This window comes from Collimonas humicola (genome assembly GCF_018304945.1).
GTDB classification, from domain to species: Bacteria; Pseudomonadota; Gammaproteobacteria; order Burkholderiales; family Burkholderiaceae_D; genus Collimonas; species Collimonas humicola.
Genome location: NZ_JAGQEE010000002.1, coordinates 307,779 through 321,979, shown reverse-complemented (window position 1 = coordinate 321,979; position 14,201 = coordinate 307,779). Strand labels below are relative to the sequence as shown.

General features: G+C 61.2%; 11 protein-coding genes. 5 read left to right on the top strand and 6 right to left on the bottom strand.

All coding sequences use genetic code 11. The features are described 5' to 3' along the window. Positions 1-47 precede the first annotated feature (47 nt). A complete protein-coding gene (locus tag KHU30_RS10165; protein WP_211442535.1) occupies positions 48-1,208 on the bottom strand; it encodes an MFS transporter in 1,161 nt (386 codons plus the stop codon). Positions 1,209-1,305: 97 nt separating this feature from the next. After that, positions 1,306-2,394: a histidinol-phosphate transaminase gene (gene hisC, locus KHU30_RS10160; protein WP_211442534.1), complete on the bottom strand. Its 1,089-nt coding sequence runs from the start codon at positions 2,392-2,394 to the stop codon at positions 1,306-1,308. Between the two features lie 288 nt (positions 2,395-2,682). Between hisC and KHU30_RS10155 the strand changes: the two genes are divergently transcribed. The 3 genes from KHU30_RS10155 to KHU30_RS10145 all read left to right on the top strand — a co-directional run bounded on the left by KHU30_RS10155 (position 2,683) and on the right by KHU30_RS10145 (position 5,464). Continuing rightward, positions 2,683-3,534 (top strand): mechanosensitive ion channel family protein, encoded by an 852-nt coding sequence (locus KHU30_RS10155; RefSeq protein ID WP_211442533.1) that lies wholly within the window; start codon positions 2,683-2,685, stop codon positions 3,532-3,534. Positions 3,535-3,831: 297 nt separating this feature from the next. Continuing rightward, positions 3,832-4,881, top strand: a complete 1,050-nt coding sequence (locus tag KHU30_RS10150; RefSeq protein WP_211442792.1) for a type II asparaginase — start codon at positions 3,832-3,834, stop codon at positions 4,879-4,881. A gap of 184 nt (positions 4,882-5,065) precedes the next feature. Next, positions 5,066-5,464: a GtrA family protein gene (locus KHU30_RS10145; RefSeq protein ID WP_230427303.1), complete on the top strand. Its 399-nt coding sequence runs from the start codon at positions 5,066-5,068 to the stop codon at positions 5,462-5,464. 15 nt (positions 5,465-5,479) lie between these two features. Here KHU30_RS10145 and KHU30_RS10140 read toward each other — a convergent pair whose 3' ends face one another. Both KHU30_RS10140 and KHU30_RS10135 read right to left on the bottom strand, forming a co-directional pair. After that, positions 5,480-6,472, bottom strand: coding sequence for a glycosyltransferase family 2 protein (locus KHU30_RS10140; RefSeq protein ID WP_211442532.1), 993 nt, complete (start codon positions 6,470-6,472; stop codon positions 5,480-5,482). A gap of 46 nt (positions 6,473-6,518) precedes the next feature. Beyond that, positions 6,519-8,816: a YfhO family protein gene (locus tag KHU30_RS10135; protein WP_211442531.1), complete on the bottom strand. Its 2,298-nt coding sequence runs from the start codon at positions 8,814-8,816 to the stop codon at positions 6,519-6,521. 383 nt (positions 8,817-9,199) lie between these two features. Here KHU30_RS10135 and KHU30_RS10130 point away from each other — a divergent pair, with 383 nt between their 5' ends. Then, positions 9,200-9,778 (top strand): DUF4337 domain-containing protein, encoded by a 579-nt coding sequence (locus tag KHU30_RS10130; protein ID WP_211442530.1) that lies wholly within the window; start codon positions 9,200-9,202, stop codon positions 9,776-9,778. Positions 9,779-9,843: 65 nt separating this feature from the next. Here the strand turns inward: KHU30_RS10130 and ettA are convergent, their stop codons facing one another. Beyond that, a complete protein-coding gene (gene ettA, locus KHU30_RS10125) occupies positions 9,844-11,511 on the bottom strand; it encodes an energy-dependent translational throttle protein EttA (RefSeq protein WP_211442529.1) in 1,668 nt (555 codons plus the stop codon). A gap of 114 nt (positions 11,512-11,625) precedes the next feature. Continuing rightward, the gene (gene rarD, locus KHU30_RS10120; protein WP_211442528.1) at positions 11,626-12,516 is read right to left on the bottom strand and encodes an EamA family transporter RarD; all 891 of its coding nucleotides are present in this window, start codon (positions 12,514-12,516) and stop codon (positions 11,626-11,628) included. A gap of 443 nt (positions 12,517-12,959) precedes the next feature. Between rarD and KHU30_RS10115 the strand changes: the two genes are divergently transcribed. After that, positions 12,960-14,000, top strand: a complete 1,041-nt coding sequence (locus KHU30_RS10115) for a LacI family DNA-binding transcriptional regulator (RefSeq protein ID WP_211442527.1) — start codon at positions 12,960-12,962, stop codon at positions 13,998-14,000. The last annotated feature ends 201 nt before the right edge of the window (positions 14,001-14,201 follow it).

Sequence of the window (14,201 nt, the reverse complement as noted above, 5' to 3'; positions counted from 1 at the left end):
GACTCCTGTGTGAAGGTGGGCCAGGGCACATTCTAGCCCAGTGCGGTCTACTCGAGCCATTTGGCGCGGCTCGCCGCCAGCGCGACCGCCGCGCACAGCACGCCCACCAGCGACAGCGCCGCCGTCAGTCCAAAGCCATGCGCGATGAAACCGATGGCAGGAGGACCGATCAGGCCGCCGGTATAGCCCATGGTGGTGACGCCCGCCAGCGCCGTCGGGCCATGGCGGCCGGCGGCGCTGAAGATGAACGGAAACACGGTGGCGACGCCGACCCCGGTCAGCGCAAAGCCGGCGATGGCGAGCGGGATTTCGCCGGCGACCAGCGCAATCAGCATGCCGATGCCGGCCGCCAGCGCGCCGCTGGCGACGATGCGGCGGGCGCCGAACGCTTCTTTCAGCTTGTCGCCCACCAGCCTGGTCAGCAGCATCATCCCGGCGAAGCAGGCGAAAGCCAGCGGCGCCACGCCGTCGCCGGCCAGCAACCGGTCCTTCATGTAGACGCCGCTCCAGTCGGCCACCGAACCTTCGATGATGGCGCCGCCGAAGGCGACCATGCCGAGCGCGATCAAGGGGCCGTGCGGCAGCGCGAAGTGCTTTTTGCCGGCGATGTATTGCGGCCGGTCGTTGGGCAGGGCGCGATAGCAAAGACGTAGCGGGATCAATGCGCAACTGGCAATCACGGCAAAGTGCAGCAAGGGTCCGACGCCGAGGCCGGCGATGGCGCTGCCCAGCAAGGCGCCGGACAGCGTGCCGACGCAGAACCAGGCATGCAGCTGCGACATGATCGAACGGCCGGCGATTTTTTCCGCCTCGGCGCCGAGGGCGTTGATGGCGACATTGAAGCAGCTGGAGCACACGCCGAGGCACAGCATGACCAGCATCAGCAGCGGCAGGCTGGGCGCCAGCGCCAGGCAGGGGATAGTGAGCAGCAGGGCCGCGCCGGCATACCAGCAGCCGCGGCGGGCGCCGTAGTGGCCGATCAGCCAGGCTGCCAGCGGAAACGAACTGACCGCGCCGATGCCGCCGCCCAGCAGGAACAGGCTGAGGCCGGCCGGATCCAGCTGCAAATGGTCGCGCAGCGCCGGGATGCGCGAGACCCAGCTGGCGTAGATCACGCCCAGCAACAGGAACAGCAACGGCAGCGCCGCCCGGCGCATGCGCGGATCGGCGGCATTGGCGGCATTGGATGGCGCGGCAGGGTTGGACATTGGGTGAAGGAAAAGTGACGGCGTGTGCAAGCCCAAGCCGTACAGATAGCGGAATCAGCGCGGCCGGCGGCACCGGCGCAGCCGCGCTGAGGCAGGGTCAGAAATCGGCTGGCAATGCCTGCAGGTGAAGCTGCAAGGCATCCAGCAAAGCCTGGCAAGCCTCATCCGTGCCGACCGTGATGCGCAGGAACTGGGTGATGCGGGCGCTGCTGAAATGGCGCACGATGATGCCGTCGCCGCGCAGGCTGGCAGCCAGCTTGGCGGCGTCATGGCGCGGATGGCGCGCGAACACGAAATTGGCGGCCGACGGCAGCACCTCGAAGCCGAGCGCGGCCAGTCCCGCCACCATGTGCTCGCGGCTGGCCATGACGGCGCGCCGGGTCTTGTCGAAATGGGCCTGGTCCTTGATGGCGGCGGTGGCGCCGGCGATCGCCATGCGGTCCAGCGGATAGGAATTGAAGCTGTTCTTGACCCGTTCCAGCGCCGTGATCAGGTCCGGATGGCCAATCGCAAAGCCGACCCGCAAGCCGGCCAGCGAGCGCGACTTCGACAAGGTCTGCACCACCAGCAGGTTGGGGTAGCGCGTCACCAGCGGAATCGCGCTGTCGCCGCCGAAATCGACATAGGCCTCATCGACGATCACCACGCAGTCGGGCTGCCCCGCCACCAGCCGCTCGACTTCGGCCAGCGGCAGCAGGCAGCCGGTAGGCGCATTCGGATTCGGGAAAATGATGCCGCCGGCGGCGACGCCCAGGTAATCGTCGACGCGCAGGCTGAAATCCGCCGCCAGCGGCACCGTGCGGTGCGCCACTTCATACAGGCCGCAATAGGTCGGGTAAAAGCTGTAGCTGATGTCCGGGAACAGGATCGGTTCTTCATGCTGCAGCAGGGCCTGGAAAGCATGCGCCAGCACTTCGTCGGAGCCGTTGCCGACGAACACGTGGGCGCTGGTGATGCCATGCGCGGCGTTCTGCTCGGCCAGCGCCCGCTTGAGCAGCTCAGCCTCGGGATCGGGATACAGGCGCAGGCTGTCGCCCGCCTCGGCGGCGATCGCGGCCAGCGCCAGCGGCGACGGTCCGTAGGGATTCTCGTTGGTGTTGAGCTTGATCAGCCTGCTCAGCTTGGGTTGTTCGCCGGGGGTGTAAGGCGTCAGGCGGCTGACGATGGGACTCCAGAATTTGCTCATTGTGTCGCTAGGGAAATTTACGCGGGCCAGATAGGGCGAATCGGCATATGGTAGCAAGCTTATGAAGTTAACGTCGAGGGCGAGTTAATCCAGGCGGGGGCGGGAACCATGCATCCATGTACAGATCAATGTAGATCTTGCTTTTTCTTCGGAAATCGCTCGCAGCAAGCTCTGCGATGGGGCGGACGCAAGACCGTTCGGCTGGTTGCGAAAAGGCAACTGGTAACATAGAGAGCTTGGTACGCGGACCCGGTCCGCACTATTTCACAAAAGCAACAGGAGCTGTCCTTGAACATATTAGCTGTCAATCAACTCACCACGCTCTGGAATTTCCTTCTTGAATCCTCCCTGCACTACGGCCTGAATGCGGTGCTGGCCATTTTCACGCTGGCGGTGGGCTGGTGGCTGTCCTCGCGTTTCGCCAATGCGCTCGACCGCGTCATGACCCGCGCCAGCCTTGACGCCACCCTGCGGCCGGTGCTGCGCAGCGTGTTGCTGTGGATGGTGCGGCTGGTGACGCTGGTCGCCGTGCTGGGGCAGTTCGGGGTGCAGACCGCGAGCATCGTCGCCATCCTCGGCGCCGCCGGCCTGGCTATCGGCCTGGCCTTGCAGGGGACGCTGCAAAACATCGCGGCCGGCATGATGCTGCTGTTCCTGCGGCCGTTCCAGGTTGGCGAATACATCTCCAACGGCAGCATCGAAGGCACGGTCGATGAAATCGGCCTGTTTGCCACCAAGCTGACCAAGGCCGACGGCATCTGCCTGTTCGTGCCCAACAATCAGCTCTGGAATAGTGCATTGACCAACTTCAGCCGCAACAATACGCGCCGTATCGACATGCCAGTCGGCATTCATTACAGGGACAATCCGGCGGTGGCGATCCAGGCCTTGCAGAAACTGCTGCTGGCGGACGAACGGATCCTGGCGACGCCGGCGCCGCTGGTGGTGGTCACCGACCATGCCGAGAGCGCGGTGATGCTGAACATGCGCGCCTGGACCACCACGTCTGAATACTGGGCGGTGCGCTGGTCGCTGGCACAAAACGTGCAAGCGGCATTGGAGTCGGTGAACTGCTCGATCCCGTTTCCAACCCGTCAGCTGCATATCACGCACGCAGCCGAGGTGCATCCCGCAGCGTGAGCGATGTCGTTGACCGGCATTTCTTTTTGATAATAAAATTGCACACCCGCAAGCCTGACCGCTGCGATGTCTATAACGGTTATGCATAAACCTATGCATAGTTGGCATAGGTTGACTGTCCACTTTCCGTTACAGTTTCGCTGCGTGACGGCGCATTTGCAGAATGTAGAACTGTCGCGTGACCGCGGCTTGTTTTTTTTTTCCCAGCCTAGGCTGTGGTCCACAACTATTAACAAAATCAGGAGATTTATGTCTACCCGCAAACTTACACTGCGCAGTTTCCATTCTTACGCATTGATGATGTTCGGCGCTTTATTGCTGTCGACTTCCGTGGCGCAGGCGCAAGACCAGGCCAAACTGCCTAACGTCGTGATCCTGGCGACCGGCGGCACCATCGCCGGCACCGGCGCCGACAGCACCACGACCGTGGGCTATACCTCGGCGACCGTAGGCGTGGAAAAGCTGATCGCAGCGGTTCCTGAGCTGAAAAAGGTCGCCAACGTCAAGGGCGAGCAGGTATTCCAGATCGCCAGCGAAAGCATGACCAACGACCACTGGCTGAAGCTGGCCAAGCGCGTCAACGCGCTGCTGGCGCAACCGGATGTGGACGGCATCGTCATCACCCACGGCACCGACACCATCGAAGAAACCGCTTACTTCCTCGACCTCACCGTCAAGAGCCGCAAGCCGGTGGTAGTCGTCGGCGCCATGCGCCCATCGACCGCGATCTCGGCCGACGGTCCGATCAACCTGTACAACGCGGTTTTGCTGGCCGGCAGCAAGGATGCCATCGGCAAGGGCGTGCTGGTGTCGCTGAACGACCAGATCAATTCCGCGCGTGAAGTGAGCAAGACCAATACGTCGACCACCGACACCTTCAAGTCGACCGAACTCGGCATGCTGGGCTACATCCAGGGCAACAAGGCTTACTTCTATCGCCAGTCGACCCGCAAGAACACGGTCGATACAGAGTTCGACATCAGCAAGCTGGACGTGCTGCCGCAGGTCGACATCATCTACGGCTACGCCAACATGACCCGCGCCGCACTCGATGCGCAAGTCGCTTCGGGCGCCAAGGGCATCATCCAGGCCGGCGTCGGCGACGGCAGCATCGCAGCGCAAATGAAAACGCCTTTGGTGGAAGCGCGCAAGAAGGGCGTGATCATCGTCCGCGCCAGCCGCGTCGGCCAGGGCATCGTAGCCCGTAACGGCGAAGCCAACGACGACGAACTGGACTTCGTGGTGGCCGATACGCTGAACGCGCAAAAGGCCCGCATCCTGCTGATGCTGGCATTGACCAAGACCAAGGACACCAAGGAAATCCAGCGCATGTTCTACACCTATTGATCATGCGTTTGTGATCCAGGCAGCTAAAAGCCGGTTGAATCAGAGTCTTGATTCAACCGGCTTTTTGTTTTCCGGCGCGCGTTTTCAACGCATCTCTTGGCGCAGCCGCCGGTGCTAAGATGGCTGCCGCATCAGCGATAACCCGATTTCTGCGCATGGCAGGAGTCCGAAACAGAGGCCGCAATTGAACATCCGTAGAGAACTCCTCATCTTTGGCATCGTCGGGACGGCAGGATTCCTGGTCGATGCGGGCGTGCTGTATCTGCTCAAGGGATGGCTGGGTTTGTACTGGGCGCGCGTGCCCTCTTTCATTTGCGCAGCGACAGCGACCTGGCTGCTGAATCGCCGGTTTACCTTCCGCAATCGCGTATCAGGCATGTCGATGGCTCAGGAATATGCAAGGTATTTCGGCCTGATGCTGGGCGGCGGCGTGGTCAACTACCTGGTCTACGCGATCGCGCTGTCGCTGCTTCCCGCAGGCGCTTACCGGCCGCTGGCAAGCGTGGCGCTGGGCAGCATCGCCGGCATGTTCGTCAATTATTGCTCTGCGCGCTATTTTGTCTTTCGCAGGAAGCCGGGATGACTTTCCTGCCCGTGTTCAGACAGCTTCGCGGCCTGGCGGAACTTCAGCGCGCTCCGACCGCGCCAGCCAGCGCAGCTCGAATTCAAGACGCTGCTGATGCGCCACTGAATCCAGGATCAGGCCGATGCCCAGCGCCATCACCGAGGCAATGCACAGGCCGGTCGCCAGGATGGCGAGCGGGACGTGATAGATGTAGCGATATTGAATCCAGTCGTCGAACACCGGCACGCCGGCGGCAAAGCCGGACAACAGCAGAATGAGGCTGAGCACGCTGAAAAACGCCAGCGGCCGGTAGTAGCGGAAAATCTGGGCGATCGCAAACAGCACCCGGGTGCCGTCTGACAAGGTATTGAGCTTGGAAACGCTGCCGTTGGGCCGGTCCTTGTAGGCGACCGGTATTTCGACAATGCGCAGGCGCTTGTGCAAGGCATGCAAGGTCATGTCGGTTTCGATCTGGAAGCCCTCCGCCAGCACCGGGTAAGTCTTGACGAAGTCGCGGCTGAATACGCGGTAGCCGCTCATGATGTCGACCAGCCTGGCGCGGAACAGGCGGTTCACCATCCATTGCACCAGGCGGTTGCCGAAACCGTGGAATGAGCGCTGGTTTTCACGCGCATAATCGCCGCCCGACTGGCGGTCGCCCACCGCCATGTCGGCCCGGCCTTCGATCACCGGCGCCATCAGTTCACGGGCCTGGTGCGCGGGGTAGGTCAGGTCGGCGTCGGCCAGCACGTAGATGTCGGCGTCGATTTCGATGAACGCGCGCCTGAGCGCGCTGCCCTTGCCTTGGCGGGTTTCGTTTACTACCCGGCCCGGGCATGCCAGTTCGCGCAACACCTGCTCGGCGCATTCGCGCGTGCGGTCGCTGGAATTATTGTTGACCACGTAGATGGCCGTTTCCGGCAGGGCGGCGTGGAATGCCCTGACCGTGTCCGCGATGGTCAGCTCTTCGTTATAGGCCGGCAGGACAACGGCGATGCGCTGTTTCGATACGGCTGGGTTTGACATACATCTCCACCTGTTGTGTCCTCCTCCGTCGTTGCGGAGTCGGTATTCATTTATCTTGGGATCGACGCTGCGCCAGGAATTGCCGGACCACCAATCCTGCCGCAATCAGCAGCGTCAGCAATGATAACCACAAGCCGTAGCGGAAGGTCGGCGAAGAGAAGCGGAATTCAACCTTGTGCCTGCCTGCCGGAATCGCCACTGCCTTGCCCAGCAGCTGGGCGCTGAATACCGGCGTCGCCTGGCCATCCACGGTGGCGCGCCAGCCCGGATAATTGGCGTCCGTCAGGAACAGCCAGCCCGCTTCGCTAGCGTCCACATCGACCGCATAAAAGGTTGGCTGCTTGGCCAGGACCTTGACACGGATAGCATCTGGCTTGTTGCCGGCGTTCGAGAAGGGCGGCAGCGCCTGCCCCTCGGCTGCTTCGATAAGCAATTCCGGCTGGCGCGGCGTTTGCAGCAGCTGCAGCGCCTCGTCGTCCGAGCGCACCGGGCGATAGCGGGTAAAGGTCTGGAACAGCGGCTGCGCGGCGGTGTTTTCCATGATCCACATATCCAGGCGCTCGTCGTGCACCGCCACCTGGAAGCCGGGCGCAGTCAATTGCCGGTCGGCGGAAATGAAACGGACGCCGAGCAGATCGATGGCGCGCTGGCCAGGCCTTGTTTTGGCGCGGCCCTCCATTTCATCGTCAAACACCGGGATCAGCAGAGCCCTGCCGCGCAAGGGCAAGGCCAGCGCGCCGTCTTCCGACGGCGTATCCCAGCGCAAGTTGCTGAGCGCGGCATTCGAGGACAATGCGCGTTCTGCATTGTTATCCAGGCCAGCGACGTGAGAGTTGCGCAAGGCATAGGAAATAGCCAGGCTACGGTTGATGAATTTTGTGTCCTGGATCGGATAACGCTGCGCCAATGCCGTCAGGGTTGCCGGCCGTTGCAGCAGAGAGATATCGCCGAAATGGATCAGGTGCAAGCGTAGCGCAAAACACTCCAGCGCCAGCAGCAAAAACATCAGCAACGGGATGCGGCCTGCCTTGCCGCAGGCAACCAGGATGAGGCTGGCAATCGATGCCGCGGCGGCGATGGCCAGGTGCTGCCACTGTATCGTCCTGTCGAAACTGATGGCGATCAGGATGCTCCATGCCGCCGCGAAGATAGCCGCAAGGACCCATGCACGCCAGTTACGCCGCCACGTTGCGGCGGCCGGCTGCGCATAACTGCCCAAGCCGTCGATGGCGAAGGCAGCCAGGACAGCAATCCCGACGCCGGCAACTTCCAGGTAGGACTGCGTGGTCCTGAAGAAATGCAAACCGGGCACCAGATGCCAGTCGTACACAATGCGGAACAGGGGCGATGTTTTGCCCGCGCCAAGCTGGATCAATATGAGCACCGCAAGCAAATATCCTTTTGCGCGCCATGACGACCTGAACAGCGGGAACAGCGACGCCAGCATGCAGACCAGCAAGCTGCCCACGCCGGGAATCTGGTCGAGCTTGTCGCGCGCCAGCGCCAGCTGGTCGGGGGCATATAACAAGCCGCGCAGTATCGCCATCGGCAAGAACTCAAAATACAGTCCCACGCCAGCGCTGCGGTGCGATAAAGATACAAGCTCAAGCAGAGGCAGCAATTGCACTGCGGAGAGCCCCAGGAACAGCAATGCCGCAAGCATTGCCGTCGCCATCAGTTGACGTCGCCGGGCTTGCCAAAAGTTTTTGCCGTCTGTGCAAAACGGCATGGGCAGCAAAGAAAATACCGCGTACAGCACAGTCGCGTGCACTAGCTGAGGATAGCCTGCCAGGATCATCATCGCCGCCGCCATCGCCAGCAGCACCGCATGTTTGACAACCGGCTTCTTCAGCCAGGCTTCCGTCGCCGCCAGAGCCCAGGGAACCCAGGCCAGCGTGCCGGAAATCGTCAGGTTATTCTGCTCCAGCAGCCAGGCCGTGGAAAAGGCCAGCGCCAGCGCGGCAAAGCCGGCCGACCAGACGCTGCGCTCCAGGATCCGGCACAGCACGAAGACGCCGCTGGCGGCTATCAGCATGCATGCCAGATGGAAGATATTGGCGCCGATGACCGGCGGCAGCAGCCAGGCCAGCAGGATATTGAGCGGACTGGCAAAACCGCCTTGTCCTTCCGCAAACAGCGGATGGCCGCCGTAGACCTTATCGGTCCATAGCGGCGTATCGCCGCCATGCAGGAACCGGGAATGAAAATCGAACAGCGGCAAGCCATGGATGATCGAATCGCCGTGAATCAGGCTCTTGCCGCCGATCAGCGTTGGCCACCAAAAAGCCAGGGTAAACAAGAGCAAGACGAAAAAAACCAGCAGGGATTTTTTATTATTTGTCATATTGCGAGAACGATACTGATACTCTTGGGCTAGCCGCCTGCCGGAAATTCACGCCATCGATGACGACTAAAAATCATCTGTTTCGATAGCAATCGGCTATGAATTCTATCCCAATAGCAATTTTACAAAGCGGGAATATCGGGCCAATCCGGCAAACTAGAGTCCCGGATCGGTATGTGCATCGGGCGCTTCCAGGCTGCTTGATCAGTTGCTGCGCGGTGCTTCTGGCCCGTGATCGGCGGCGCAGGGGCGTTGTTTCAGGAGGAAACGCGCGATTTTATTTGCTGGGGCAATCGATATTTGCTTAAAGTAGAATTTCTAGCGGCCTTAATATTGCATAATGTAAATTAAATTTGTCTTCCACACTTAATCATCGCCTAACCATGTCCGAAGAATTCGAAGTCCCCAGCCCGCACGAACACCACCTGGAACACGTCACCGAGCACGCCCACGGCAGCGGCGACAATTTCGCCGGCAAGATCGCCGTGATGACCGCCATCATGGCGACCATCGGGGCCATGTTCAGCTACCAGGCCGGTTCCACCGAAAGCGAAGCGGCGATGAACAAGAACAACGCCGCCATCAAGAAAACCGAAGCGTCCAATCAGTGGAATTACTACCAGGCCAAATCCAGCCGGCAGAACCTGGCCGAACTGGCGACTCATATTCCGGGCGTCGATGCGGCGCACTACGCAGCCGAGGCGCAGCGCTACAAGGGCGAAAAAGAAGTGGTGCAAAAGAAGGCGCAAGCGCTGGAAGAAGAGGCCAGCGCCTGGGATGAGAAATCGGAGCAGGTCTTGCACCAGCATCACCGCTGGGCGCAGGCGATGATGGCGATCCAGATCGCCATTTCGCTGGCGGCGATCACGCTGCTGACGCGCAAGGAGTGGCTGAAGAAGGTAGCCTACGGCGCAGCGGGAGTCAGCGTGGCGCTGGGCATCCTGGCCTGGCAGCACATCTGACTTCAACGCCGGGATAAAAAATAAAGGGGAGGCACATCGTGCTTCCCCTTTTTGTTTTACATCTGTCAGCGCGTCACAGGCTTGTAGCGGATGCGCTTGGGCTTGGCGCCTTCTTCACCCAGGCGCTTGCGCTTGTCGGCTTCGTATTCCTGGTAGTTGCCGTCGAAGAACGACACTTGCGATTCGCCTTCGAAGGCCAGGATGTGCGTGGCGATACGGTCCAGGAACCAGCGGTCATGGCTGATCACCATCACGCTGCCGGCGAATTCCAGCAAGGCGTCTTCCAGCGCGCGCAGAGTTTCCACGTCAAGGTCGTTGGACGGTTCATCCAGCAGCAGCACGTTGCCGCCCTGTAGCAGGGTCTTGGCCAGGTGCAGCCGGCCGCGTTCGCCGCCGGACAGGTTGCCGACGATCTTTTGCTGGTCGCCGCCCTTGAAGTTGAAGCGTCCCAGGTAGGCGCGCGACGGCATTTCAAAGCGGCCGACGGTGAGGATGTCGGCGCCGCCGGAGACGTCTTCGAACACGGTTTTCTGGTCCGCCAGCGAGTCGCGCGACTGGTCGACGATGGAGACGCGGGCGGTGGTGCCGATCGCTACTTCGCCGCTGTCCGGCTGTTCCTTGCCGGTGATCATCTTGAACAGGGTCGATTTACCGGCGCCGTTAGGGCCGATGATGCCGACGATGGCGCCGGCAGGGATGCGGAAGCTGAGGTTGTCGATCAGCATGCGGTCGCCGAACGATTTCGACACATTCTTGAATTCGATCACTTCATTGCCCAGGCGCTCAGCGACCGGGATGAAGATTTCCTGGGTCTCGTTGCGCTTCTGGTACTCGTGTTCGCTCAGTTCATTGAAACGGGCCAGGCGCGCCTTGCTCTTAGCCTGGCGGCCTTTCGGATTCTGGCGCACCCATTCCAGTTCCTTGGCGATGGTTTTCTGGCGCGACGATTCGGTTGCTTCTTCCTGTTTCAGGCGATCGCCCTTTTGCTCCAGCCAGGAGCTGTAGTTGCCCTTCCACGGGATGCCGTGGCCACGGTCCAGTTCCAGGATCCATTCGGCGGCGTTGTCGAGGAAGTAGCGATCATGGGTGATGCCGACCACGGTGCCCGGGAAGCGTTGCAGGAACTGCTCCAGCCATTCGACCGATTCGGCGTCCAGATGGTTGGTCGGTTCGTCCAGCAGCAGCATGTCGGGTTTCGACAGCAGCAAGCGGCACAGCGCCACGCGGCGCTTTTCACCGCCGGAGAGGATGCCGATCTTGGCGTCCCATGGCGGCAGGCGCAGGGCGTCGGCGGCCATTTCCAGCTGCAGGTCCAGGTTGCCGTCGCCGGCGGTGGCCAGGATGTCTTCCAGGCGCGCCTGTTCGGCTGCCAGCGCGTCGAAGTCGGCATTTTCATCGGCATAGGCGGCATACACCGCATCCAGCTTGGCTTGCGCTTCAAACGCTTCGCCCAGTCCGCCTTCGACGGCCTGGCGCACGGTCTGCTCCGGATCGAGCTGCGGTTCCTGCGGCAGGTAGCCGATGTTCAGGCCCGGCATAGGGACTGCTTCACCCTGGATGTCCTTGTCGATGCCGGCCATGATTTTCAGCAGGGTCGACTTGCCGGAACCGTTCAGGCCCAGCACGCCGATCTTGGCGCCGGGGAAGAACGACAGCGAAATATCTTTCAGGATCTGGCGTTTGGGCGGCACGATCTTGCCGACCTTGTTCATTGTGTAGACGTATTGAGCCATGAGGAGCAGTGATATTAAAAGTAATGCGGTGAATAGGGCGGCCCTTGATAACGAGCCGCAACTGCCAAGAATAACTTATGCGTGCCGGGTTGACGAGTTGTTAAGCTTCAACCTTCAGGCCGACGCGCCTGGGCGTATTTTAAACGTTCGCCACAGTCCCTCGGCCGAATACAGCGCCAAAGCGCACCAGATGACGATAAAACCGTTGAGGCGGTCGCCGTCCAGCTGCTCGCCGTACAGCCAGACGCCGAACAGCAATTGCAGCGAAGGCGTGATGTATTGCAGCACGCCGACCAGCGACAAGGGAATGCGGCGGGCGCCGGCGGCGAACATCAGCAAGGGAATCGAGGTGATCGGCCCGGCCGCCGCCAGCAGCCATTTGGTGGAGGTGGAGGCGCTGCTGAAAGTGTTGTGGCCCTGCAGCGAGGTATAGCCCAGGAAGGCCAGCGCCAGCGGCAGCACCAGCGCGGTTTCCAGCGCCAGGCCGGGCAGCGCGCCGAGGCTGGCGGTCTTGCGCAGCAAGCCGTAGCCGCCGAAGGTCAGGGCCAGCGTCAGGGCGATCCAGGGCGGATGTCCGGCTTGCCAGGTCAGCCACAGCACCGCCGCGGCAGCGATGGCGATCGCCAGCCATTGCAGCGGCCGCGGCCGTTCGTGCAGGAACACCAGGCCGAGCGCGACGCTGACCATCGGGTTGATGAAATAACCCAGGCTGGCTTCGACGATGTGATTATTGTTGACCGCCCAGATGTAAGTGGTCCAGTTGGCGGTCAGCAGCAGGGCGCTGGCGACGAAGCCGCCGATCACGCGCGGCTGGCGCAGCATCGGCCCGACCCAGGCCCATTGCTTGCGCACGGTCAGCACGATCATCAGGAACAGGAAGGACCAGAGGACGCGGTGGGCGACGATATCGACCGGCGGAACCTCCGCCTCCAGCGCCTTGAAATAAATCGGGAACAGGCCCCACAGGACGTAGGAGGCGATGGCGTAGAGCATTCCTGCTTGCATGGTGTGATCGATCTAGAGTGAGGAGCGGCGTCGGATTGTTTTATTGGCGCCTGTCTGTGACGCGCTGTGAGCGGACGGCATATGGCATTTTACGCAATAAGCGATGATCCCGAATTCCAGCGCAAAAATACGGTTGCAGCAGAGGGGCAAGGATCGGCTTTTCACGGCTGCTGGAAATGACGCGCGGCTGTGCGCGGTCGGGACAGCTGCCGACAGGCACGGAACAGTTTGCGCAAATTCTTGCGTATCGGCATTAAAAAAACTTGACGGGGCCGATTGGAGTCCCTAATATCTAAAGCAAGTTAGTAAGGATCAAGATGTCGCTGAAGAGCGGAATTTGAAGCAATTGCCATTGGTGCATTAATAATCGCGGACATTGAGAAAGTCCTTTTTTTTAAAGCATTACTAACACGTGTTAGTGATAAAAGACAAAAGCGGAAATCATGAGTAACGTAACCAGTAATCAGGTGGCAAAGCTCGCAGGCGTATCGCGTACGACGGTTTCCTTCGTTCTCAACGATGTGCCGGGCATGGGCATCAGCCAGGAGACCCGCGAGCGCGTATTGACCGCCGCCAGGCAGCTAGGCTACGTCGCAAACGCCATTGCCCGTTCGCTGGCCAGCGGCGCAACCAAGACGGTCGCGCTGGTCATGCCGCATCGCGACCACATCAACATCGACATCGACGCCTACCTGCCGCGATTTCTGGCCGGCATCAACCTGACATGCCATGCCAGCGGATACAAAGTGCTGTTTGAGCCGGTTGAAGAAAGCAGCCGGCCAGGCGCATTTGCGGACCTGGTCGACAGCCGGCGCGTCGACGGGCTGATCGTCCTCAATCCGCGCGGCATCGACGATGCCTATCTGTGCGAACTGGCTGGCAATGCATTCCCGCTGGTGGTGTTCGGCTCGAACCTGCCTGCCCACCAGGGCGTCTGCAGCATTGATGCCGATAACCGCGACGCCGCGCGCCGCGCCACCAGCCATCTGCTGGCGCTCGGGCACCGGCAGATCGCCCATCTCGGTTATGCGTCGGACGAAAATCAGATTCCGCGCGAACGCCTGCGCGGCTTCCACGACGCCATGCAGGCGCATGGCGCGGACATCAACCCGGCATGGATCGCGTATGGCAACTACAGCGCGCAAAGCGGGTATGACGCCATGCGCAGCATGCTGTCGCGGGCGCCGGGCATGACCGCGCTGTTTGCCGGCAACGACACGATCGCATTCGGCGCAATGGCAGCCTTGCGCGATGCCGGCTTGCGGATTCCCGAGGATGTGGCGATCGTCGGCTACGACGATATTCCGCTGGCAGCCTTCGCGGCGCCGCCGCTGACCACGATGCGCACGGAACCGTACAAGGACGGCAGCGATGCGGCGTCCATCTTGCTGCAAGCGATCGCCGGCGAGCCGCTCGACAAGGCCTATGTGCGGGATGCCGCGCCATTGATTGTGCGACGCTCCTGCGGCAGCGGTAAAGATTGACGCGCACCGCAGAGCGCCCACCTACGGTGCGCAGCAGCGCATCTTTGCTTAACCAGGCATCAAAGTCGTCTCGCTGAAGGTGGATCAGGCGAGGCGGCCAGCATCGCATTTCGTCATACGCACGACTTCCACTGCATCAGCTGTGTTCCCTGCTTATTTATAAGATTTTCCCTCAAGAAAAGGAGACGGAATAATGAACAA

What these genes read in the sequence shown, in the direction of transcription:
- rarD (WP_211442528.1), bottom strand. Translation starts at nt 12,516, where the DNA reads ATGCAAGCAGGAATGCTCTACGCCATCGCCTCCTACGTCCTGTGGGGC.
- ettA (WP_211442529.1), bottom strand. Translation starts at nt 11,511, where the DNA reads ATGGCTCAATACGTCTACACAATGAACAAGGTCGGCAAGATCGTGCCG.
- KHU30_RS10130 (WP_211442530.1), top strand. Translation starts at nt 9,200, where the DNA reads ATGTCCGAAGAATTCGAAGTCCCCAGCCCGCACGAACACCACCTGGAA.
- KHU30_RS10140 (WP_211442532.1), bottom strand. Translation starts at nt 6,472, where the DNA reads ATGTCAAACCCAGCCGTATCGAAACAGCGCATCGCCGTTGTCCTGCCG.
- KHU30_RS10115 (WP_211442527.1), top strand. Translation starts at nt 12,960, where the DNA reads ATGAGTAACGTAACCAGTAATCAGGTGGCAAAGCTCGCAGGCGTATCG.
- KHU30_RS10135 (WP_211442531.1), bottom strand. Translation starts at nt 8,816, where the DNA reads ATGACAAATAATAAAAAATCCCTGCTGGTTTTTTTCGTCTTGCTCTTG.
- KHU30_RS10165 (WP_211442535.1), bottom strand. Translation starts at nt 1,208, where the DNA reads ATGTCCAACCCTGCCGCGCCATCCAATGCCGCCAATGCCGCCGATCCG.
- hisC (WP_211442534.1), bottom strand. Translation starts at nt 2,394, where the DNA reads ATGAGCAAATTCTGGAGTCCCATCGTCAGCCGCCTGACGCCTTACACC.
- KHU30_RS10150 (WP_211442792.1), top strand. Translation starts at nt 3,832, where the DNA reads ATGATGTTCGGCGCTTTATTGCTGTCGACTTCCGTGGCGCAGGCGCAA.